The 21,915-nt window shown below is 55.7% G+C and carries 18 protein-coding genes and 1 riboswitch; of the genes, 8 read left to right on the top strand and 10 right to left on the bottom strand.

Annotation, left to right across the window (positions count from 1 at the left end):
• Positions 1-417 precede the first annotated feature (417 nt).
• On the top strand, positions 418-1,788 hold the full coding sequence (locus GY169_RS11645; RefSeq protein ID WP_163446356.1) for an MFS transporter: 1,371 nt from the start codon (positions 418-420) through the stop codon (positions 1,786-1,788).
• Between the two features lie 13 nt (positions 1,789-1,801).
• Entirely contained in the window at positions 1,802-3,064 is a 1,263-nt protein-coding gene (locus GY169_RS11640; RefSeq protein WP_163446357.1) for a gallate dioxygenase, read from the top strand.
• On the opposite strand, the gene GY169_RS11635 is transcribed toward GY169_RS11640, so the two are convergent.
• Positions 3,061-4,287, bottom strand: coding sequence for a LysR substrate-binding domain-containing protein (locus tag GY169_RS11635; protein WP_167577292.1), 1,227 nt, complete (start codon positions 4,285-4,287; stop codon positions 3,061-3,063). The two genes, GY169_RS11640 and GY169_RS11635, sit on opposite strands and share 4 nt — an antisense overlap.
• 128 nt (positions 4,288-4,415) lie before the next feature.
• Between GY169_RS11635 and galB the strand changes: the two genes are divergently transcribed.
• The 4 genes from galB to GY169_RS11615 are packed head-to-tail and all read left to right on the top strand — an operon-like array spanning position 4,416 to position 7,826.
• The gene (gene galB, locus GY169_RS11630) at positions 4,416-5,156 is read left to right on the top strand and encodes a 4-oxalmesaconate hydratase (protein ID WP_167575830.1); all 741 of its coding nucleotides are present in this window, start codon (positions 4,416-4,418) and stop codon (positions 5,154-5,156) included.
• Positions 5,153-5,866, top strand: coding sequence for a 4-carboxy-4-hydroxy-2-oxoadipate aldolase/oxaloacetate decarboxylase (locus tag GY169_RS11625; protein ID WP_167575829.1), 714 nt, complete (start codon positions 5,153-5,155; stop codon positions 5,864-5,866). The genes galB and GY169_RS11625 overlap by 4 nt, the downstream gene beginning before the upstream one ends.
• A 2-nt stretch (positions 5,867-5,868) precedes the next feature.
• Complete coding sequence (locus tag GY169_RS11620) at positions 5,869-6,951, top strand: 4-oxalomesaconate tautomerase (RefSeq protein ID WP_167575828.1); 1,083 nt, start codon at positions 5,869-5,871, stop codon at positions 6,949-6,951.
• Entirely contained in the window at positions 6,951-7,826 is an 876-nt protein-coding gene (locus GY169_RS11615) for an NAD(P)-dependent oxidoreductase (protein ID WP_167575827.1), read from the top strand. The genes GY169_RS11620 and GY169_RS11615 overlap by 1 nt, the downstream gene beginning before the upstream one ends.
• Positions 7,827-7,923: 97 nt before the next feature.
• Here GY169_RS11615 and uca read toward each other — a convergent pair whose 3' ends face one another.
• From uca to GY169_RS11585, 6 genes are all read right to left on the bottom strand, one after another.
• Entirely contained in the window at positions 7,924-11,526 is a 3,603-nt protein-coding gene (gene uca / locus GY169_RS11610) for an urea carboxylase (protein ID WP_167575826.1), read from the bottom strand.
• Between the two features lie 151 nt (positions 11,527-11,677).
• The gene (locus tag GY169_RS11605) at positions 11,678-12,310 is read right to left on the bottom strand and encodes an urea amidolyase associated protein UAAP2 (protein WP_163446363.1); all 633 of its coding nucleotides are present in this window, start codon (positions 12,308-12,310) and stop codon (positions 11,678-11,680) included.
• A gap of 11 nt (positions 12,311-12,321) precedes the next feature.
• Positions 12,322-13,038 (bottom strand): urea amidolyase associated protein UAAP1, encoded by a 717-nt coding sequence (locus GY169_RS11600; protein WP_167575825.1) that lies wholly within the window; start codon positions 13,036-13,038, stop codon positions 12,322-12,324.
• 4 nt (positions 13,039-13,042) lie between these two features.
• A complete protein-coding gene (locus tag GY169_RS11595) occupies positions 13,043-13,819 on the bottom strand; it encodes an ABC transporter ATP-binding protein (protein WP_163446365.1) in 777 nt (258 codons plus the stop codon).
• The gene (locus tag GY169_RS11590) at positions 13,816-14,631 is read right to left on the bottom strand and encodes an ABC transporter permease (protein WP_167575824.1); all 816 of its coding nucleotides are present in this window, start codon (positions 14,629-14,631) and stop codon (positions 13,816-13,818) included. The genes GY169_RS11595 and GY169_RS11590 overlap by 4 nt, the downstream gene beginning before the upstream one ends.
• A 17-nt stretch (positions 14,632-14,648) precedes the next feature.
• Positions 14,649-15,707 (bottom strand): putative urea ABC transporter substrate-binding protein, encoded by a 1,059-nt coding sequence (locus GY169_RS11585; RefSeq protein WP_167575823.1) that lies wholly within the window; start codon positions 15,705-15,707, stop codon positions 14,649-14,651.
• A gap of 58 nt (positions 15,708-15,765) precedes the next feature.
• Positions 15,766-15,863: riboswitch (guanidine-I (ykkC/yxkD leader) on the bottom strand.
• Positions 15,864-16,177: 314 nt separating this feature from the next.
• On the opposite strand from GY169_RS11585, the gene GY169_RS11580 reads away from it, so the two are divergent.
• Positions 16,178-16,462: a VF530 family DNA-binding protein gene (locus GY169_RS11580; RefSeq protein ID WP_163446368.1), complete on the top strand. Its 285-nt coding sequence runs from the start codon at positions 16,178-16,180 to the stop codon at positions 16,460-16,462.
• Between the two features lie 77 nt (positions 16,463-16,539).
• On the opposite strand, the gene GY169_RS11575 is transcribed toward GY169_RS11580, so the two are convergent.
• The 3 genes from GY169_RS11575 to GY169_RS11565 form a co-directional block, all read right to left on the bottom strand.
• The gene (locus GY169_RS11575) at positions 16,540-18,189 is read right to left on the bottom strand and encodes an OFA family MFS transporter (RefSeq protein ID WP_167575822.1); all 1,650 of its coding nucleotides are present in this window, start codon (positions 18,187-18,189) and stop codon (positions 16,540-16,542) included.
• Between the two features lie 260 nt (positions 18,190-18,449).
• Positions 18,450-20,231, bottom strand: coding sequence for a sigma-54 interaction domain-containing protein (locus tag GY169_RS11570; protein WP_167575821.1), 1,782 nt, complete (start codon positions 20,229-20,231; stop codon positions 18,450-18,452).
• 142 nt (positions 20,232-20,373) lie between these two features.
• On the bottom strand, positions 20,374-20,667 hold the full coding sequence (locus GY169_RS11565; RefSeq protein WP_167575820.1) for a hypothetical protein: 294 nt from the start codon (positions 20,665-20,667) through the stop codon (positions 20,374-20,376).
• A gap of 19 nt (positions 20,668-20,686) precedes the next feature.
• Between GY169_RS11565 and ygeW the strand changes: the two genes are divergently transcribed.
• A complete protein-coding gene (ygeW, locus tag GY169_RS11560; protein ID WP_167575819.1) occupies positions 20,687-21,874 on the top strand; it encodes a knotted carbamoyltransferase YgeW in 1,188 nt (395 codons plus the stop codon).
• The last annotated feature ends 41 nt before the right edge of the window (positions 21,875-21,915 follow it).

The raw sequence follows: 21,915 nt of genomic DNA, 5'->3' as shown, positions 1-21,915 counted from the left end.
AGGCAATTGCGGTTTCAGATTTGGTGATGGTCAACGCAGTATGGCGAGGATTTGAGCGGCGCAGTGAGCAAGATAATCATAACCACAAAATGCTGGATTCTGCCTGACTTCATGTTAGTGCGCATAATGTATATTATGTTAAATTGGATATAATGCACGGCCAGTCGTTTTTCATCCCTATCACCTGTCCCCACATTCTATTGTTTTGTGTCCTCTCCGGCGTTTCGCTCGCTGCGGCGATTAAGCGCGTGAAGCCCCCCTGGTTTTCGCCAGATCCATCACATTATAAATAGAACTCATACCTGTGGCTGGTTTTTCGAACCAGACACAATTCGTCGCCTGCCTTAAGTTGTATGCGAACGTTCATCACATAACACAAACAGAACATTCATACCGCCTGCTTAAGGAAGTCACTCTATGAATCAAACAAACATCGTTGATGTAAAGGCGTGGATCGATGCCCGGCCAATATCACGTTTTCAATGGCATGTCCTGCTCCTTTGCTTTCTTATCATTATGCTTGATGGTTATGACGCCGCAGTTATGGGCTTTATTGCTCCTGCGTTAATTGAAGACTGGGGCATCAGTCGCGCTCAGCTAGGCCCGATACTGGGCGCTGCCATGTTCGGCGTCGCTATCGGTGCTTTGGTCGCTGGGCCGTTGTCGGATCGTTATGGCCGCAAGCGGATCCTGCTCTGGTCAGTTGCTTTGTTCGCCCTTTTCAGCCTGGCTGCTGCAGCTGCGCAGAGTCCGCTACAAATGGCGCTGATGCGCTTTCTCACCGGGTTAGGTTTAGGGGCTGTCATGCCAAACTGCGTCACGCTAGTTGCGGAATACATGCCTGAACGCCGTAAAGGCTTAATGATTACCCTGATGTACAGTGGATTTAATGTCGGCTCCGGACTGGGTGGATTTATTGCCGCGGCTCTGCTTTCACACTACAGCTGGCACTCGGCCCTGATTTTCGGAGGTGTGCTACCGCTGGTTCTGCTGCCCATTATGATCGCCCTGCTGCCAGAGTCGGCTATGAGCATGGTTGCCCGCCGGGTGCCAACAGAAAAAATTGCTAACGTGCTGAATCGTCTGGGTGGAAACTTCAATAAAAATAATATCTTCACATTGAATACCCCGCAGATATCGCGCAGCAGTAAGGTGATTCAACTGTTTCGTCACGGATACGCCAGAGGGACAGTGGCATTATGGCTGACCTATTTTATGGGACTGTTTGTCATTTACCTGCTTAATGGCTGGCTACCTACTATTCTGCGTTCCGGCGGGCTCTCACTGCAGCAGGCTGCAATCATCACCGGCTTGTTCCAGCTTGGTGGTCCACTCGGCGGTATTATCGTTGGCTATATGATGGACCGCACCGCCGCCAAAAAAGTCATTGCCCTTACCTATTTCCTTGGTTGCCTGTGTCTGTTAACGCAAGGACTGATGGATTTCGGTTCAGCGGCGCTGGCGGTGCTGATTTTCATCAGCGGGATGTGCATTAATGGGGCGCAAAATGGTCTTCAGGCTTATTCCCCCGCTTATTACCAAACGGAAATTCGCGCCACGGGCGTAAGCTGGATGCACGGCATCGGCCGCACAGGGGCGATTCTGAGCTCTACGCTCGGCGGCGTCATCATGCTGGCTGTTCCGGGGCACTCATCCATTTTCCTGGTGCTCGCTTTGCCAGCATGTCTGGCGGGCATTGCTATTTTGTTGCACCGTATGAACCGAAAAGAACCTCGAGCAACAGAGGCAGAAATGAGCGCCCTGGCGCAAACCCTGCGTAACCGATAACTGGAGTTTCATTATGGCCCGAATACTTGGCGGTATTGCCGTCTCACACACGCCGACGATTGGTTTCGCGGTTGATCACCACAAACAGCAGGATCCGGCGTGGTCCCCTATTTTCCAAAGCTTCGAGCCCCTCCAGCGCTGGCTTGATGAGAAAAAGCCCGATGCGCTGGTCTATATCTTTAACGATCATGTGACCGCATTTTTCTTTGACCACTATTCCACGTTTACCCTCGGAATTGACAAAGAGTATGGCGTAGCGGACGAAGGCGGCGGCCCGCGCAATCTGCCGCCGGTAAAAGGCGATGCGGCACTCTCGCGGCATATTGGTGCAAGCTTGATGGCCGACGAGTTTGATATGTCGTTCTTTATGAACAAAAAACTGGACCACGGATTGTTTTCCCCCCTGTCGGCGCTTCTGCCCTGGCAGCAAGAAGAGGGATGGCCAACCCGCGTGATCCCGCTGCAAATCGGCGTACTGCAATTCCCTGTGCCGAGCGCAAAACGTTGCTATAAGCTGGGCCAGGCATTACGTCGTGCCATCGAAAGCTATCCGGAGGATATTGACGTGGCGATTGTCGCCACCGGCGGGCTGTCGCACCAGGTTCACGGGGAACGCTGCGGATTCAACAATACCGACTGGGACGCGCAGTTTGTCGACATGCTCGTTAACGACCCGGAAAAACTCACCGAAATGACCATCAGTGAATATGCGACGCTGGGCGGCATGGAAGGCTCAGAGGTTATTATGTGGCTGGTGATGCGTGGCGCCCTTTCGGCCAATGTCACTGAGACCTGGCGTGATTACTACCTGCCCTCAATGACCGGCATTGCCACGCTGATTCTGGAAAATAACGCCCGCACGCCGCCTGTGGACACCCTGGCCCGCCACCGCCAGCATATGGCGCTGCAACTGGCTGGTGTTGATAACCTGCCGGGAACGTATCCTTTTACGCATGAGCGCAGTCTGAACGGCCTGCGGCTGAACAACTTCCTGCATAAGCTGACGCAGCCCACCTGGCGCCAGCGTTTCCTGAGTGCGCCGCAGGCACTGTATGAGGAGGCCGGGCTGAGCGAGGAGGAACAACGTCTGCTGACCGAACGCGACTGGCGTGGTTTGATCCAGTACGGCGCGAGTTTTTTCCTGCTGGAGAAAATGGGCGCAGTAGTCGGCGTATCGAATCTGCATATTTACGCCGCCATGCGCGGTCAAACGCTGGAGGAATTTCAGAAGACGCGAAACCAGCAGGTCACCTATTCTGTCGCTGGCAGCCGTTAACCTTTCGCCACGTGGTTATGAATAAAAGTGAGCAAGGCTTGTGTAGCGGGTGACGGTAGGCTCCCTTCCCGGAAGGTCAGCCCGATACGGCGTGTAGTATCGGGCAGGCGGACAGGCAAAACGGTGAGCAGCCCGTTGTCAATTTCATAGCGCATTTGGCTTGTAGAGACCGCAGCCAACATATCGGAGTGAAGCAGCAGGCCACGCACCATTGCCGCATCGCCGGTTTCAACACAGGGCTGTGGTAGAGGCAGCCCTGAGATGAGAAACGCATTGTCCAGCAGATGCCGCGCCGGAGCGTTTGAGCGAGGCAGCACCCACTGCGCCTGCCCCAGCTTGCTCCGGGGATCAGGATCGTGCAGCAATGGATGGTCATTGCGCGCCAGGATCAGCATATCTTCTTCAAAGAGCGCCTCGCTTGCCAGGTCGGGGAGATCCTCATCCTGGCGCAGGGCGCCAATAATAAAATCAATATTGCCCGCGCGCATGTCCGACACCAGAGACTCATACGGGCTCTCGTTGGTCATTATTGTGATGTTGGGATGGCACGCCAGGAAACTGGCGATCGCGCCGGGTAGCAGTTGTGTCCGGCTAAGTGGCAGCGCACCGATACGCACGCTTCCCTGCAGCACGCCACGCCGGGCGGCGAGATCGCTCCAGATATTATCCAGTTCGTTCAGCGACCGACTGATGTGAGGATAAAGTACGTCTGCCGCCGCTGTCGGACGAACCCCTTCCGGAGTACGGCGAAACAGCGGCGCATCGGCCCCTTTCTCCAGAATTTTAAGCGCTGCGCTGATGGCCGGCTGCGTCACCCCGAGCTGCGTCGCGACGGTCTGGGTATGATTGACATGATACAGTTGAATAAAAATTTCCAGTCGACGGGTATGAAAGAGCCAGCCTGCATCCGGCAGCGCGTTAGACGCGCTGGTGCGCACCCTCAATTTTTGCATCAGGGCCGGAACTGCCTGTAAATCCTCTACCGCCCGCCTGGCGCGCGGTAATATGCATTTCCCGTACTCCGTAAGCACCATACCGCTGTAGTGACGCTCGAAAAGAATGACGTTCAGTGAGGCTTCCAGGTCGCGTATTGCACGTGTAATGGCAGACTGTGTACGGAATAAATCATCGGCGGCACGGGAAACACTGCCCCTTAACGCGACCTGACAGAAAAAGCGTAGCTGCATAATATTTATCGATTTGCTTCGTATTTTTCTCTGCATGATCGGCCCAGCGCCACTCAATGAACTTAATAACAACATAAATAAAAATCATAGCGTTCACAAGTTAACGAATTACCTTCCTGCGACGGAGCATGACAAGCTGACAAAAAACAACAGAGGAAGTCATCATGTCCCAACCGATTCGTGAAAAAAGTGCCCTTGTCGTTAGCGCCCACTCCGCTGATTTCGTCTGGCGTGCAGGCGGCGCGATAGCCCTGCACGTCGAGCAGGGCTATCAGGTGCATATCGTCTGCCTGTCGTTCGGTGAGCGCGGGGAGTCCGCTAAACTGTGGCGCAAAGGCAATATGACTGAAGAAACGGTAAAACATCATCGTCAGGAAGAAGCGCAGGCTGCTGCTAACATTCTCGGGGCCAGCGTGGAGTTTTTTGATATTGGTGACTATCCGCTGCGTGCCGACAAAGAGACACTGTTCCGCCTGGCGGATGTTTATCGTCGGGTGCAGCCACACTTTGTTCTGACCCACTCCATGCAGGATCCTTATAACTACGATCATCCGATGGCGTCAAACCTGGCGCAGGAAGCCCGCATTATCGCCCAGGCCGAAGGATACCGTCCTGGTGAACCTGTCGTGCAGGCGCCGCCAGTCTATTGCTTTGAGCCGCATCAGCCTGAGCAGTGCAGTTGGAAGCCGGACGTTCTGCTGGATATCACCCGCGTCTGGGACAAAAAGTATCAGGCAATCCAGTGCATGCAGGGCCAGGAGCACCTGTGGGAATACTATACTCGCGTGGCGCTCCAGCGGGGCGTGCAGGCTAAACGTAATATCGGCATCACCGCCGCACGTGACATCGTTCATGCCGAAGCTTTCCAGAGCATCTTCCCTCGTGTGACGGAGAACCTTGCATGAACCTGCTTAACCGTAAAGGCATTGTCATCCGCTCCCTTCCCCGCCACGACAACACCGCCCTGCGTCAGTTCAGCGCGGCGGGTGTAGCTACGCTTCACGAAGCTTATGACCGACAGGGGCTTATGGCCCCGCACATCAGGCCAATACAACAGGGCATATGCCGTGCCGGAAATGCGGTCACCGTGCTGGTCACGCCCGGCGACAACTGGATGTTCCACGTTGCCGTCGAGCAGTGCCGGCCGGGCGATATCCTCGTGGTAGCCCCTACTTCGCCCTGCGGGGATGGTTTTTTTGGCGATCTGCTGGCCACGTCGTTACAGTCGCGCGGCGTCGTGGGCCTGGTGGGTGATATCGGCATCCGTGATTCGCATACCCTCCGCGAGATGGGCTTTGCCGTCTGGTCCCGGCAGGTTTACGCCCAGGGTACGGTGAAAGAGACGCTGGGCTCGGTTAACGTCCCGATTATCTGTGCAGGCCAGTTGGTGACGCCGGGGGATGTGATTGTCGCCGACGACGACGGCGTGGTGGTCATTCCGCACGGGCTTGCCCGCGAGGTGCTGGTAAAAGCCGAAACCCGAATAGCAAACGAAGAAGCGAAACGAGAGCGGATGGGGAGCGGCGAACTGGGGCTGGATATCTACGCAATGCGCCCGCGCCTCGCCGAGAAAGGGCTGCGTTATTACGATAGCGCCGAAGACGTGGAGAGTTAAACATGGCTCAACGCAGAATTCCCTGCCTACTGATGCGCGGAGGCACCTCGAAGGCGGCCTGCTTTCTCGCGGACGATTTACCGGTGGAGCCCGCCATTCGCGACGCGGTGCTGCTAGCGGCGATGGGATCGCCCGATACACGTCAAATCGACGGTATTGGCGGTGCCGACCCGTTGACCAGTAAGGTGGCGATTATTCGTCGCTCGGCGCGGCCAGATGCCGATGTCGATTATCTTTTTGCCCAGGTCAACGTCGATCGTGCCGTGGTCGATTACGGTCAAAACTGCGGCAACATTCTTGCTGCGGTTGGACCTTTTGCCATTGAACGCGGCCTGGTGGACTGCGTCGCTCCCCTGACCCGGGTGCGCATCTATATGGAGAACACCGGCCAGCTTGCGGTTGCAGAAGTGCCCTGTGACAACGAAGGCGTGGAGTATGCGGGCGACACCCGCATTGATGGCGTACCCGGTACGGCCAGTAAAATTGTGCTCAATTTTCTCGACGTGGCGGGATCAAGCTGCGGCGCGCTGCTCCCGACCGGACGAGCTCGCGATCGCTTCGACGGCATCGATGTCACCTGTATCGATAATGGTATGCCGGTGATCCTTGTCCGTGCCAGCGACCTCGGGCGCACAGGTTATGAGACCCGTGAACAGCTCGACGCCGACGATGAGCTGAAGCAGCGGCTGGAGTCTATTCGCCTGCAGGCCGGACCGCGCATGAATCTGGGCGATGTGTCGCAACGCACGGTTCCCAAAATGACGCTAATTGCCAGACCGCGCGCCGGCGGAGCCATCAGCAGTCGTACCTTTATTCCGCACCGCTGCCATACCTCGATTGGCGTTTTCGGCGCGGTGAGCGTCGCCAGCGCCTGTCTTATTGAAGGTTCAGTGGCGCAAGAGTTGGCGAGTCTTGAGCGTATCCCAGAACTGAGCGTCGAGCACCCAACCGGTGAATTCAGCGTGGCGCTCCAGCTCGCCGATAACAGCCAACTGACAGGCTGCGGCCTGCTGCGCACAGCGCGGCTGCTGTTCACCGGCGACGTTTGTATTCCGGCCAGTGTATGGCCGCGTGAGGAGCTGTGATGACGACAATAACATTTATTGGCTATGGTGAAGCAGGAGGCATTCTTGCGGATGCACTGGCAAAAGAGAACCCGGTCACCGTCTGGGATTGCAAGTTTAATGGTCCCGAACGCGATGCGATGATCATGAAGGCGCGCCAGGGAGGCGTGCGGGCAGCAATTTCCCTGGCCGACGCGTTGACAGGCGCCGAACTCATCTTTTCCACCGTCACCGCAGGATCCGCGCTGGATGTCGCGTCACAAGCAGCCCTGCTGATGACGGATAAGCAGTATTTTCTTGACCTTAACTCCGTCGCCCCGCAGACCAAGCGGCAGGCTGCCGAACGCTTTAAGCCCGGTACTTACGTCGATGTCGCGGTGATGGCGCCAGTTCCACCCGGCGCACTCAGAACGCCTTTGCTGATCGGGGGCCCACAGGCGCAAGCCATCGCCGAATTACTGACCGTGCTCGGATGTCATGCGCGCTACGGCGGGAACGATATTGGCAGCGTGTCGGCAATCAAGATGTGCCGCAGCGTCATGATCAAAGGACTGGAGGCACTTACCGCCGAATGCCTGTTCGCCGCTCACCAGTACGGCGTTGAGGAATCGGTGCTGGCATCGCTCCACGCCAGCTTTCCCTCATTGGGCTGGAATGATGCCTTCCCTGGCTACCTGATAAGCCGCGTTGCCGAGCATGGCATCCGACGCAGCGAAGAGATGGAAGAAGTGGTCAAAACCCTTCGCGATGCCGCGGGAGAGAGCGTGATGAGTCAGGCGACGGCGATAGCCCAACGCCACCTGCCAGAACGTATGGCCGCGCTAGGAATTACCTATGCGCAGCTTGAGCCGTTTAACTGGAAAGCGCTGACAGCGTTGCTTAAAGAACACATTTAACGCAGCGAACAACATGTCAGGAAAGTAGACAAAATATCGTGAAGACCTGACGACTGAATAGACTCTCTGCTCCTCAGCCGTCAGATCATGCAATACATCAGACCGCAGTTTCCAACACCACCACGCACTGACCCGCTCTCACCGATGAACCTGGTTGAACTCGCACCTGGCTGACCACACCATCCTGTGAGGCCACTAACGGAATTTCCATCTTCATCGACTCGAGGATCACCAGAACGTCGCCTTCGCGTACGGTGTTGCCGATTTCAACGTTCACCTGCCACAGGTTGCCAGATATCGGACTGTCGATGCTTGCCTGACCGGCCCTTAATGGTGCATCTTCGCCCTCTTCTACCAGCGTATCGCTACTATCAAAATGTGCCTGGCCGTTGGCAATCCAGCGCTCGCGCTCTGCATCAAACGCCCCCTGCTGATGGGCACGGAAAGCCTCAATTTCCGTGGCTTCATCCGCCAGAAACTGCTGGTAGTCGGCGAGGTTCAGCGTGGTATGTTCAATACGCAGCGGATAACGCCCCAGCGGAAAATCGCGGCGGATCGTCAATAACTCGTCGGCAGAAACCGGGTAGAAACGAATCTGGTCGAAGAAGCGCAGCAGCCACGGTTTACCGCCAAAATCGTCAACCGCGTGATAGCGATTCCACATTTGCAGCGTACGGCCAACGAACTGATACCCGCCCGGCCCCTCCATGCCATAAACGCAGAGATATGCCCCGCCAATGCCCACCGAGTTTTCCGCCGTCCAGGTGCGCGCCGGATTGTACTTGGTGGTGACCAGTCGATGGCGCGGATCAAGCGGTGTCGCGACCGGCGCACCGAGATAGACATCTCCAAGCCCCATCACCAGATAGCTGGCGTCGAACACCGTTTTATACACTTCATCGACGTTCGCCAGATCGTTAATGCGGCGAATAAATTCCAGATTGCTCGGACACCAGGGCGCATCGCGGCGCACGGTGGTCATGTATTTGTCGATAGCCTTCTGGCACGCCGGATCGTCCCAGGAGAGCGGCAGCCAGACGATGCGCGACGGCACTGCCAGCGAATCCTGCTCGCACACGCCATTCCATACTCCGGAGACTATCTCCAGAAGCGTTGCCAGACTTAGCGTTTCCGGCTGGTAGTGAATTTGCAACGAGCGGATCCCCGGCGTGAGGTCGACGATCCCACTCAGCGCTTTTTCCTCCAGCGCTTGCATCAACGCATGACCGCGAAAACGCAGCACCAGATCCAGCTCTGGTTCGCCAATCTCCAGCAACAGATGGGTATCGCCAGAGAGCCTTGCCACCAGTCGCTTATCGGCGGTACCAAGACTGAGCACCGCTGGCGAGGCCAAAGTCGTGGGTTGCCAGGCAGGGTGCTGTGGCGTCAGGCTGGCAATTTCGGTTTCCTGAGCCTGTGCCAGTCGGCGCGCCGTCGCGATATCGACAGGAACAAAGCGGATTTTATCACCGGCTTTCACCTGCCCGACCGCCGGTAAATCGGCCTCGATAATCGTTACAGGGCAAACAAATCCGCCCAGGCTCGGGCCATCCGGTCCGAGGATCACCGGCATGTCACCGGTAAAATCCACCGCGCCAATGGCGTACGGGTTATCGTGAATGTTCGACGGATGCAGGCCGGCTTCACCGCCGCTCTCACGTACCCACTCCGGTTTCGGCCCGATCAGGCGAACGCCCGTCCGGCTGGAGTTAAAATGGACTTCCCATTCGGTGGCAAAAAAAGTCTCTATATAATCAGGCGTGAAATACTCCGGCGCGCCGTGCGGGCCATAGACAACACGCAGCTCGCGCACCGTTCCCAGCGTGGTCCGCAGCGCTTGCGGCAGTTCGCTTTCCTGAACGCGCTCTGATAAAGGCGCCAGATGCAGCACGTCGCCGGTTCGCAGCGCTCGTCCGGCATGGCCGCCAAATTGCCCCAGCGTGAAGGTACTTTTACTGCCCAGATAATCCGGCACGTTGAAGCCGCCACGCAGGCACAGATAGCTGCGTACGCCCTGGTTGCGGATGTCGCCCATCCGTAGCGTCATGCCCGCCTGCACGGTGACAATACGATTATTCTCCAGCGGTTCGCCATCCAACGTGAGCGCAATCTCTGCCCCGGTGACCACCAGTTGCGCGTCACAGTTAAATTTGAGCGTCGGGCCACTGAGGGTAATTTCCAGCGCGGCGGCGTTGGCATCATTGCCCAACAGCCGGTTACCCAGACGCAGCGCCCGACTGTCCATTGGGCCGGATGGTGGAACGCCTACCGCCCAGTAACCGGTTCTTCCGGGGTAATCCTGCACCGTGGTTTGTGTTCCGGCGTTGAGAACTTCCAGCGTGAACGCCTCGTATTTCAGCCCTTCCAGGCAGCGAGTCCAGGGTTCACCGCTCGCAAACGGGGCAAAGGTTAAAATCTGCTGCAGATAGCTACGGTTGGTTTCTACGCCATAAAGGCGCGTTTCGCCGAGAGCAGTGTGCAATGTGCGAACCGCCTGTTCGCGCGTCGGCTGCCAGGCGATGATTTTCGCCAGCATCGGATCAAAAAACGGGGGGACCTCGCAGCCGGATTCCACCCAACTGTCGATACGTAGCGTCCGGCGGTCATTTGCCGGGAAGACGACTTCGGTGAGCAGCCCCGGAGACGGCTGGAACTGACGCCCCGGATCTTCGGCGTAAACGCGTGCCTGAATCGCATGGCCATCAGGCTTGAGGTTTTCTCGCAGCGCCGCCAGCGGCGGTAAGGTTCCTGCCGCCAGCTCAATCATCCAGCGCACCAGGTCCACGCCCCACACCTGCTCGGTCACGCCGTGCTCAACCTGCAGACGGGTATTCACCTCCAGGAAATAAAACCGTTCAGCGTGACTGTCGTAGACAAACTCGACGGTGCCCGCACTACGATAGTTGACCGCTTTACCCAGCCTGATTGCCGCCTCACACAAGGCATTTTCCATGCCTTCAGGCAGATTCGGCGCAGGGGTTTCTTCCAGCACTTTCTGATTACGGCGCTGTATTGAGCAGTCGCGCACGCCGAGGGAAATCACCTCGCCTCTGCCATCGCCAAATAGCTGTACTTCAAGATGCCGCGCCCGCTCGATGTATTTCTCAATAAATACCCCCGCATCGCTGAAGTTGTTTTTCCCCAGGCGTACCACGGCATCGAACGCGTCGTTGAGTTCTTCTGGGGTATAGCAGACGCGCATCCCGATACCGCCGCCGCCCGCGGTGCTTTTCAGCATTACCGGGTAACCAACGCGATCAGCGGCCTGCAGCGCTTCAGTCACATCGGCCAGAAGTTCAGTGCCTTCCAGCATCGGTACTCCATGGGATTTAGCCAGCGCCCGGGCCGTATGTTTCAGGCCAAACAGACGCAGCTGTTCCGGTGTCGGGCCAACAAAGGCAATACCTGCGGCTTCGCAGGCTTCCGCAAAAGCGGCGTTTTCAGACAGAAAACCATAACCTGGATGAATGGCTTGTGCGCCGCTGGCTTGCGCGGCCGCAATGATTTTTTCCGTCACCAGATAGGTATTGGCCGCCGGGCCTTCGCCCAGACTCAGGGCTTCATCGGCTTCGCGAATATGCAGGCTGCTGATGTCAGCCTCAGAATAGACCGCCACGCCGCGCAGGTTCATTGCGTGCAGGGTACGTAAAATGCGGCAGGCAATCGCCCCGCGGTTTGCAATCAGGAGTGTCGTCAGCATAGGTCAGACTCAATCATGGCGGGTCGTCCCGCCGAATATTGGCTCACCCATGGTCGTCCATGGGGAAAAAGCGTTTATGGCAGGAGGCGTCCGGCACGGACTTCAAACAGGCGGTAAATCGCCCGACGCAGGCGTTGCCAGCGGTTTGGTGTTAGTTCCATATCAGCACCTCAGCAGGCGTTGGATTCCAGCCGTTGCAGGGATTATTCAACTGCGGACAGTTAGAAATGAGCACGATGACGTTACACTCGGCGCGTAGCTCTACATACTTACCCGGCGCAGAGATGCCGTCCTCAAAGGTCAGTCCGCCCTGCGGCGTCACCGGCACGTTCATGAAGAAGTTGATGTTCGCGCCGATGTCGCGCTTTTGCAGCCGGCCATCATGCAGGCAGGCGCAGAGAAAATTATCCCGACAGCTATGCATATGCCGTTTGTCGAGGGCATAACGAACGGTATTGCTCTCCTGTGCGCAGGCGCCGCCGAGGGTATCGTGGCGCCCACAGGTATCGGCGACAATGGTCAGCAGCGGGTTACCGAGGTTCGAATACAGCACGCTGCCGCTGGTCAGATACGCGTTGTTCTGACGACGCAGCGTGCGCTGGGCGTCGTAGCGTTCGCGCGGTTTATCCGCGTTATAAAACAGCGTGTCTACCGCTTGATTCCCTTCGAGGTCGAGCAGGCGCAAAGTTTGCCCCTTCTTCACTTCAAACAGGTAGGGTTCACCTGCCGGGATTACGTGGCGAAAGCTGGCGTGCTGGGCTTGTTTCTCGCTGGCTACGGTCATCTTATGGCTCCTTACAGGGCAAAAAGTTGAGTGTTGATAAGGGCGCGTTCGTTTTCCGGCCGTGTCCGCAATGCGTTAATGGCGGCGTCTTGATCCTCAGCCTGCCTCCAGCTCAGTTGCACCGGGCGTGGCGCATACTCACGGGATGGGTCCATCGGATGCTGCAATGCGGTCATCACAACCAGCGTGTCCATGGGCGCGAACAGTTCGATGTAACTCCCCGGCTGCGAATGCCCGCTGTGGAAGCTGAACTGTCCGTTGTCATCCACCGTGACCTTGCTGAAGAAATTGACCACCATCAGCAGATCTTCAAGGTTAAGATCCCACTTTCCCATCTCGACCAGCAGGTTGTCGGTACCGTTACGGTAGAAACCGTTCCGCCGTTCCTGATAGCGCCCCTGCCCGTATTTTTCCGCCACTTCCTGCGCGTTCAATACGCCGCCAAACGGATCGTGCCAGCCGCTGGTATCGGCAATAATGCCTGCCAGTACGCGGCCCATATCGGAGTAAAAACAGTGCCCGGCGGTGAGCCGCGCCGTATGCTGACCTTTCAGCGTATCGGGCAGGTTCAGACGCTCGCTCTTATGGTGCGGGTTAAGCATCAGCAGGCTGACGTTTGCCCCGCCGTCGATATCCGTCATGCGCAGGATCTGCCCGCGTTTGAGGACAAACGAAAGGTGCCCGCCGCCCGGCAAGATCTCTTCACGCAGGAATGTTTCGGTCTTCATATGATTAACCCCTTAAGGCATAAACGTTGTCGGGAGCCGTACCGCTCAGCGCAGAGAGCCGCGTTTCGTTGAGCGGAATGTCATAGGTAATGCGCGCGCCAAAGGCATTGGGCGCCTGAGGGTCGATGCGCACTTTGTCGAACACCAGTAAACGGGTGCCGAGGTTGAAACCTTCGGATAGATCGTGGGTAACCATAAACACGGTCATGCGAGTTTCACCCCACAGCTGCAGCAGCAGCGCATGCATGTCTTTACGAATGCCTGGGTCGAGTGCGCCAAAAGGCTCATCGAGCAGAAGTACGCGCGGTTGCATAATGAACGCCTGCGCAATGGCTAAACGCTGCTGCATACCGCCGGAAAGCTGCGCCGGGTATTTGTCCAGCGCATGGCCAAGGCCGACTTTTTCCAGCATCTCCGTCGCCCGCTCGCGTACCGCGCGTTTTTTTGCGCCGAACAGTCGCCCGAACAGTGGTGATTGCGGCAGTTCGAGACCAATAGCGACGTTATCCAGCACGTTCAGGTGTGGAAAAACTGAATAACGCTGGAACACCACGCCCCGGCTGCTATCCGGTTCGGCATGGAGCTGTTGACCATCCAGAGTGATAGAACCCCGGCTCGGCGTTTCCTGACCGAGCAGCAGGCGCAAAAACGTCGATTTTCCGCAGCCGGACGCGCCAACCATCGAGCAGAACTCGCCCTCTTTCACCTGCAGGTTAAGACGCTCCAGTACGACGTGGTCGCCGTATTCCTGCCAGATATTGTTGATAGTGATAAAGCTCATGCCTTCCCTCCTTCCGCCCAGGGAAAACAGGTTTGATGTAGTTTGCGCAGCGCCAGATCCATCAGCCAGGCCAGCAGCGTGATCCACAGGACGTAAGGGATAATCACGTCCATGGCCATATAGCGGCGCACGAGGAAAATGCGGTAGCCCAATCCGGCGGTGGATGAAATGGCTTCAGCCGAAATCAGGAACAGCCATGCCGAACCCAGCAGCAGACGCAGCGAAGTCAGCAGACGCGACAGCAGTTGCGGCAGCACCACGCGCAGCACCAGCGTCCAGCTGTTCGCGCCCAGAGTCTGGGCTTTAATCAGGATCTCCGGCGGGATTTCACAGGCGCGATGCTCCAGATCGCGTGCCAGCATCGGCGTGATGCCGATAACAATCAGCATCACTTTCGACAGTTCGTCGAGGCCAAAAACGATAAACAGCACCGGTAAAATCGCCAGCGGCGGGATCATCGACAACACCGTCATCAGCGGTGACAGCGACGCGCGCCACAGCGGGAACACGCCGGACGTCACGCCGATACACAGGCCCAGCAGTGAGGCAATGGTTAGCCCAACCAGCAGACGCGCCAGACTGACCAGGGTATCGACCCAGAACAGATATTCACCGCTGCGTTTATCCGGGGTAAACGCCATCCGTGATAGCGCATCCAGCATCTGCTGGAGACCCGGCAGCAGCTTGTCCTGCGGATTAGCCTCCAGCCGTACCGCCGAGCCAAAGAAGTAGGCAGCCAGCAGCAGGATGAAAGGCATCATGACCAGCATCAGCCGCATACCAGAAGTGGGATGACGATTAATTTGTCGCATGGGAACTCCGTCCGTTATCACAGCGTGCCGGCAGCGGCCATTTTCACGAAGCTATCGTCAAATCGCAGTTTGACGTTATGGGCATCACCCTGAGTCACGTTGCCAGGGAAGCGCATACCAATAAAATCGGCACTCTGCGCTCCATCGCCCAGTAGCCCTTTATCAAAGGAGAACGCAGCCACGCGCTGCATGGTTTTCGCCAGATCCGGGGAGCTAATAAAGGCAATGTTGTCCTGTGGGGTGTAGAACAAATGGGTGGTCTTCAGCTGCGCCTGATATCCAGCCAAATCTGTGCCGGAGGCGGCCGCCATTGCATTCAGCGCGTTCGTATCCTGGGCTTTCATCATCCCCATCATTTCGTACCACGCGCCGGTTAAGGCTTTGCCGAGTGCAGGGTTATCTTTCAGGGTTTCGCTGTTGACGACCATCATGTCGATAAGCTCCCCCGGTACCTGCGAGGAGCTGAACACTTCGGTGGTTTTCGGCGTACCTTTGATAACAGAAAGCTGCGGGTTCCAGGCCACTGCCGCCTGTACGCCGGAGGTACCAAACGCCGAGACGATATCCGCATCTGAGGTATTCACGACGGTAATGTCTTTTTCCGCCAGTCCCGCTTTTTCCAGACCGCGAACTAGTAAATAGTGGGAAACGGACAGTTCTGGCAGGTAGACCTTCATCCCCTTCAGGTCGTTAAGGGTCTTGCCCTCGCCCTTCATCACCACGCCGTCATTGCCTTCCGAGTAGCTGCCGAGGATCAGTGCGGTGCTGTCTACCCCACCTGCGGCCGGAATGGTCAGCGCATCCATATTGGTCATGGTGCAGCCATCAAACTGGCCCGCCGTGTACTGGTTGATGGATTCGATATAGTCGTTGAGCTGTACTACTTTGATTTTGATGCCGTACTTATCGGCCCATTTATCGATAATTTTGCTGCTGCTAATGGTCCCCCAGGGCATCCACCCGGCGTAGATGGTCCAGCAGACGTTGAACTCTTTTTTCACAGCAGCAAAAGTGGGGAGACTGACCAGCATTGCCAGCGACAGTACAACAGAGCGGAGTAATGACGTTTTCTTCATGCTTGACCTCTGAGTGGCACAAAATTAGGGGGGCAGCGCGACACCAATGGGTGCTGCTGTCTCCCGGGCTTTTGTCCCGCCGTGTAACCTCTCAGAGGTCGCCAGCTCTTGGACCAGTCATTCACTCAGTGAACCGGAACCCTAGCCAGCTATTGATTAGATTGTGTGTGCTGCCCTTTCCGGTTTATCTAAGCAAGGGACATGCCATGATTTAATTCTATTTATTATCAGTTAATTAAAGATTGCTTTATCCGAGAAATCACTATTTTGGGGAGGGTTTGTGGAGCTGGTGCACTGCGGTGGTGCCTGGGGAAATATATTAAAGTCCACCCTACGATGAATATGCGCAGAGGTTTCTGATAATAAAGTCGTATATCTCCTGTTGCGCCATCAGAAGATCAATCCGCGTTGCCGGATCCGCGCCTTTCTTGTACTCTTCCTCCGCTAAATTTCATCAACGATGGACGCTCATGACTGCGCATACCTCTAAAGACCCTCTACACGGCGTAACCCTTGAAATGCAGGTTAACGCGCTGGTCGCCCGCTACGGCTGGGATCGGTTGAGCCAACTGATCAAAATCAACTGTTTTAAGAATGACCCCAGCGTGAAGTCCAGCCTCAAATTTTTGCGCCGTACGCCTTGGGCGCGTGCGGAAGTTGAAGCCTTATATCTCGATGCCTTACATGACGAAGTTGATGTGACGCCGGCAGAACCGGCGTTCGATCCGTGGGCAAATAGCCGCGCTAAGCGCTGATGCGTACTAACGGTTTGCCCTATAAACCGTTGTGATATCAGACCACGACCGACGCACGCTCGCGTCGGTCATTGTCTTTACAGGAAGAATTTCACCGCCTGCTGCAGCGTGGTTGCTATACCCCACAGCAGCGGCACGCTAACGGCCAGCCAGCTTGCCGTCATTAACAGCGTCGACGGCTGAGCCTCCCAGGTCAGCTGAGCATTTTTATTGATGGTATACAACCCCTTCGCCTGCTGCTGCTGTTCGGCAGTCATCGCGTATTTCTCCGGCAGCGGTCGCACCAGTTGGTTGCAGATAAAACCGATGATCAGCAGGCCGGTCAGCACTATCAGCGTAATGTCATAAACCCGCTCGGGCGTCACACCATGCGCCAGCTGATATTCACGCAGATAGTTCACCAGCACCGGGCCGCTAATCCCCGCCGCCGACCAGGCCGTCAGCAGCCGCCCATGAATGGCCCCTACCATTTGTGAACCAAAAACATCGGCAAGATAGGCCGGAATGCTGGCAAAACCCCCGCCGTACATCGAGATAATAACGCACAGCGCGCAGACGTAGAGCGCCACGTAACCTCCATGGTTGACCAGCGGCAGCGTGCCGTACAGCACCGCGCCCAGGCAGAAAATGATCGCAAAAGTCATTTTGCGTCCGCATAAATCAGAGACCGATGCCCAGAAGAAACGCCCCAGAATATTAAACAGGCTCAGTAAACCGGTGAATCCCGCCGCCATGGTGGCAATGCGCTTCAGCTGTTCGCTATTCAGCGCATACCAGTTCAGGTCGAGCGACAGCAGCTTGCCGGCAAAGATCTCCTGCAGCATCGGCGACGCTATGCCGAGGATGCCAATACCTGCGGTAACGTTCAGCCACAGTACCAGCCATAGCAGCCAGAACTGCGGCGTACGGCAAGCCACGCTCACGTGAACCTGAATAGTTGAGTGATTGCGGATCGTGTTCTGCGCTTTTTCTCCCGACGGGTGCCAGCCCATCGGCGGTAAGCGGTAGCCAAAGGTACCGCAGAGCATAAATAACGCGTAGATCGCCGCCAGCGCCAGGATACTTTGCCACACGCCGTTACCTTCCGGCCCGGCAAAGAAATTCATCAGCGCGTTAGCTAACGGTGCGCCCACCAGCGCCCCACCGCCAAAGCCCATAATCGCCATCCCGGCCGCCATACCGCGTTTATCAGGAAACCAGCGCAGCAACGTAGAAACCGGGGAAATATAGCCAAGCCCCAGGCCGATCCCGCCGATCACCCCGGCCCCCAGCCACAGCAGCCAGAGCTGATGAAAATAGATCGCCACGCTGGATAGCAGCAGCCCTCCGCACCAGCACAGCGTCGCTACAAAGCCCACCAGCCGTGGCCCTACCTTCTCCAGCCAGCTTCCCCATAATGCTGCCGAACAGCCGAGAAACACAAAAAACAGCGTATAAGTCCACCCGAGCATGGAGATCTTCCAGTCGCAGTCGCGGGTCACCAGCTGCTGCCAGAAGGAGAGGTTAACTGGGCATTGTAAGTGCTCGCTAACACCAATAAGCTGGGACATCGGTAGCCAGTAAACGGAAAACCCATAGGCCATACCGATGCAAAGATGGACGGCCAACGCAGCTGGCGGCACCAGCCAGCGGTTAAAACCCGGTCTGGCGATAATCCGCGGTTTGGCAAAAAACTCGCGCAGCGGTGAAACCGGTGCGGTGGCGATGTTTTCATTCATTTGCGCCATATTCCTGTCCTTTTCATGTGTAATGGCCGACGAACGCGCCGTCGGAGACAGGAGGTAAAAGGCAAGAAAGGTGCCATTCGCTCAAAATACGTACAGAAATGACGACTGAAGCGAGCAAGCAGCACCTGACTAACAGAACAAAAAAACCAGCTATAGTCGGTTAAATTATGAACGGGTATACAAACGAGAGGATAATGTCGATTTTGATAAACGTCGCTCTCAGAGTGATACGACAGCGACGTTGGTTTCCGCAGGCGGATCTAGATAACGATCAGATCGTATTTTTTGATCTTGCGATACAACGTAGCAATCCCGATACCTAACTCGTCTGCTGCCTGCTTTTTATTGCTATAGCGGCTCAAGGCATCGCGAATCATCTGACGTTCCATCTCTTCAAGCCCGGTAACCCCCTCCTCTTCTTTCGCGGTTTTCAGCACCGTTGTCCCTCGGGCATCCGCGCGTTCGCCGATTTTTCCACTGCTCACCAGGTTTGGCGGCAGCAGCGAAACATCAATCACTTCGCCGGAAGGCACCACGTTGACCAGATATTCCATCAGGTTGCTCAACTCACGAATATTGCCCGGCCAGCGATAGCTTTTCAGCAGTGCAATCACCTCCGGCGCGACACCGGGATAGACCAGCTCCAGCCGACGGGTATGCAGATGCAGGAAATAGTGAATCAGCAGTTCGATGTCATCCTGACGTTCACGTAACGGCGGCAGACGTAACGGAATCACATTGAGACGATAGTAGAGATCCTCCCGGAACTTACCTTCGGCGATAAATTGATCGAGGTTTTGATTGGTGGCGGAAATAATTCGAATATCCACCGGCACCGGATGACTGGCCCCTACCGGCTGGATCTCCCGTGATTCAATGGCGCGCAACAGCTTGGCTTGCAGCGTGAGCGGCATATCGCCAATTTCATCCAGAAACAGTGTCCCGTGGTTAGCGGCCTGAATGAGCCCCGTTTTGCCGTTGGCCGATGCGCCAGTAAAGGCCCCTTTCACGTAACCAAACAGCTCGCTTTCCAGCAGTTGTTCAGGAATGGCCGCGCAGTTAATGGCAATAAACGGCTTATCTTTGCGGTCGCTCAGCTTGTGCACCGCACGGGCGACAACCTCTTTACCGGTTCCGCTTTCTCCGGCAATCATCACGCTTGATGGGCTGGGGGCAACGCGAGTTATCAGCTTTTTCAGCTGTCGCATTGGCCGACATTCTCCGACCATTTGTTCAATCTGCGGCCCTTCCTGCGGCGCGGTAATATCCGCCGAAGAGTGTGACTGATGAAACGCCATCAGAAACAGCCATTGATCCTGAATGGCGTGCAGCTGACCAATGATGAGCTCTTTCTTATCATCAATAGAAATGACATGCTGAACGTGTCCGCGAATAAAATTTTGCGCGAACGTCAGAGGCCGGAAATGAATCTCTTTACCCACCATATTCCCCTGGGACACTCCAAGGATTTTTAACGCTGCCTGATTAACAAATTTGACTTTCTGTTCCTGACTGACAACGAGCACGCCCTGGTCCATATTGTCAAGCATCGTTAAAAACATTTTCTGGATATTGTCGCCACCGCTCTGATCCTCCAGTAAACGGGAGACAAATATGGAGGAGACGTGACGAACATAATCGGAAAACTCGGTGATATTATCATTTATTCGCTCCTGCTGGTCGCGCGTCAGGGCAATCAGGCTAATAACGCCGACGCACTGCTCCTGATAAATCACCGGCGTTCCGAGGAAGGCCTTTTCTTTGCAGGTTTCCTTACTTTCACAACCTTTACAGAGGGGATCAAAACGAGAATGGGTAACAACCTTCTCCTTTTTTGTTTCAATTATGTAACGAAGAAGTCTCGAGTCTGTATTTAATTTACGGCCAAGGAATTTCCCATAACTTCCTGTCCCGGCCACGCGGCATAGCGTATTGTCGACAATTTCAACTTCAAGCTGAAGAACGCTGGAGAGCATGCGGGCAAAACGTTGAATTGTAGGCTGAATCTGCATCAAGATAGATGATGAACTGGAAGGTATCATAATATCACTCACTGAAAGCTAACGGGGTGAACGTCAACGCTTATTTCTTTACGATGATACTACCGCAGCCCCTGGCAATAATTGACCTGAGCACTTTCTCTTTTTCAATTCTTGAATCAAATATGGAAGTGGTATCACATTTTCATATCAATATGATAATTTCGATGATGATTTTATCAATATGGTGCGTTTCTCTGCCGACGGGTAATATAACGCCTGAAAAAACCCATGTATAAATAAACACATCACCTGACCACAGCGCCATCATGTTATTCCCACCCGGCATCAACGCATTCTTTTCGTGATATCCATCGCATAACTTCGGCATATTGACCGTTGTAAATTGGGCCCTTTGGAAATTGGCACGCTTATTGTTAGTGAAATACCAGCGCTGGCATTCGCCGCAGCGGTAACCAGCAATCAATAAGCCCGTCATTCACGACCAGGATTGAAATATGAAAACTGTTAACGAACTGATTAAGGATATCAACACGCTGAACTCCAATCTGCATGAGAAGGATTTTCTGCTGACCTGGGAACAGTCGCCGGACGAACTCAAGCAGGTGCTGGACGTCGCGGAAGCGTTAAAAACGCTGCGTGCGGAAAATATTGCCACCAAAGTGTTTAACAGCGGGCTGGGGATTTCCGTATTCCGCGATAACTCAACCCGTACCCGCTTCTCCTATGCTTCGGCGTTGAATCTGCTTGGGCTGGCGCAGCAGGATCTCGACGAAGGAAAATCGCAGATTGCCCACGGCGAAACGGTACGTGAAACCGCCAATATGATCTCGTTCTGCGCCGATGCTATCGGCATTCGCGACGATATGTATCTTGGCGCGGGTAATGCCTATATGCGTGAAGTGGGCGAAGCGCTGGATGATGGCTACAAACAGGGGGTGCTGCCGCAGCGCCCGGCGCTGATTAACCTGCAGTGTGATATTGACCACCCAACGCAAGCGATGGCCGATCTGGCCTGGCTACGTGAACACTTTGGTTCGCTGGAGAATCTTAAAGGCAAGAAAATCGCCATGACCTGGGCCTATTCTCCAAGCTACGGCAAGCCGCTCTCTGTGCCGCAGGGCATTATCGGCCTGATGACCCGTTTTGGTATGGACGTCACCCTCGCCAACCCGGAAGGCTACGACCTGATTCCTGATGTGATTGAGGTCGCGAAAAATAACGCCAAGGCCTCCGGCGGCAGCTTCCGTCAGGTGACGGACATGGCAGAAGCCTTTAAAGATGCCGATATCGTCTATCCGAAGTCCTGGGCGCCGTATCAGGTCATGGAGCAGCGTACCGAGCTGCTGCGCGCTAACGATCACGACGGTCTGAAGGCGCTGGAGAAAGCCTGTCTGGCGCAAAACGCCCAGCATAAAGACTGGCACTGCACCGAAGAGATGATGGCGAAAACCCGCGACGGCGACGCGCTGTATATGCACTGCCTGCCAGCCGATATTACCGGCGTGTCCTGTAATGAAGGTGAAGTCACCGAAGCGGTATTCGAAAAATACCGTATTGCCACCTACAAAGAGGCCAGCTGGAAGCCGTACATCATCGCCGCCATGATCCTCTGCCGCAAATACGCGAAGCCGGGCAAGTTGCTGGAGCAACTGCTGGCCGAGGCGCAGAAACGCATCAAATAGCCACCTTCGCTGGCCTGCGGGCCAGCATCACTCCCCGTAAT

The organism is Kluyvera genomosp. 3, from assembly GCF_011765685.1.
Taxonomy (GTDB): domain Bacteria; phylum Pseudomonadota; class Gammaproteobacteria; order Enterobacterales; family Enterobacteriaceae; genus Kluyvera; species Kluyvera georgiana_A.
This window is presented reverse-complemented; position numbering and strand designations above follow the sequence as displayed.

What these genes read in the sequence shown, in the direction of transcription:
- GY169_RS11605 (WP_163446363.1), bottom strand. Translation starts at nt 12,310, where the DNA reads ATGACCGTAGCCAGCGAGAAACAAGCCCAGCACGCCAGCTTTCGCCAC.
- galB (WP_167575830.1), top strand. Translation starts at nt 4,416, where the DNA reads ATGTCCCAACCGATTCGTGAAAAAAGTGCCCTTGTCGTTAGCGCCCAC.
- GY169_RS11645 (WP_163446356.1), top strand. Translation starts at nt 418, where the DNA reads ATGAATCAAACAAACATCGTTGATGTAAAGGCGTGGATCGATGCCCGG.
- GY169_RS11575 (WP_167575822.1), bottom strand. Translation starts at nt 18,189, where the DNA reads ATGGCGCAAATGAATGAAAACATCGCCACCGCACCGGTTTCACCGCTG.
- GY169_RS11570 (WP_167575821.1), bottom strand. Translation starts at nt 20,231, where the DNA reads ATGATACCTTCCAGTTCATCATCTATCTTGATGCAGATTCAGCCTACA.
- GY169_RS11590 (WP_167575824.1), bottom strand. Translation starts at nt 14,631, where the DNA reads ATGCGACAAATTAATCGTCATCCCACTTCTGGTATGCGGCTGATGCTG.
- GY169_RS11615 (WP_167575827.1), top strand. Translation starts at nt 6,951, where the DNA reads ATGACGACAATAACATTTATTGGCTATGGTGAAGCAGGAGGCATTCTT.
- GY169_RS11625 (WP_167575829.1), top strand. Translation starts at nt 5,153, where the DNA reads ATGAACCTGCTTAACCGTAAAGGCATTGTCATCCGCTCCCTTCCCCGC.
- GY169_RS11565 (WP_167575820.1), bottom strand. Translation starts at nt 20,667, where the DNA reads ATGACGGGCTTATTGATTGCTGGTTACCGCTGCGGCGAATGCCAGCGC.
- GY169_RS11600 (WP_167575825.1), bottom strand. Translation starts at nt 13,038, where the DNA reads ATGAAGACCGAAACATTCCTGCGTGAAGAGATCTTGCCGGGCGGCGGG.
- uca (WP_167575826.1), bottom strand. Translation starts at nt 11,526, where the DNA reads ATGCTGACGACACTCCTGATTGCAAACCGCGGGGCGATTGCCTGCCGC.
- GY169_RS11620 (WP_167575828.1), top strand. Translation starts at nt 5,869, where the DNA reads ATGGCTCAACGCAGAATTCCCTGCCTACTGATGCGCGGAGGCACCTCG.
- GY169_RS11635 (WP_167577292.1), bottom strand. Translation starts at nt 4,287, where the DNA reads ATGCAGAGAAAAATACGAAGCAAATCGATAAATATTATGCAGCTACGC.
- GY169_RS11595 (WP_163446365.1), bottom strand. Translation starts at nt 13,819, where the DNA reads ATGAGCTTTATCACTATCAACAATATCTGGCAGGAATACGGCGACCAC.
- GY169_RS11580 (WP_163446368.1), top strand. Translation starts at nt 16,178, where the DNA reads ATGACTGCGCATACCTCTAAAGACCCTCTACACGGCGTAACCCTTGAA.
- GY169_RS11585 (WP_167575823.1), bottom strand. Translation starts at nt 15,707, where the DNA reads ATGAAGAAAACGTCATTACTCCGCTCTGTTGTACTGTCGCTGGCAATG.
- ygeW (WP_167575819.1), top strand. Translation starts at nt 20,687, where the DNA reads ATGAAAACTGTTAACGAACTGATTAAGGATATCAACACGCTGAACTCC.
- GY169_RS11640 (WP_163446357.1), top strand. Translation starts at nt 1,802, where the DNA reads ATGGCCCGAATACTTGGCGGTATTGCCGTCTCACACACGCCGACGATT.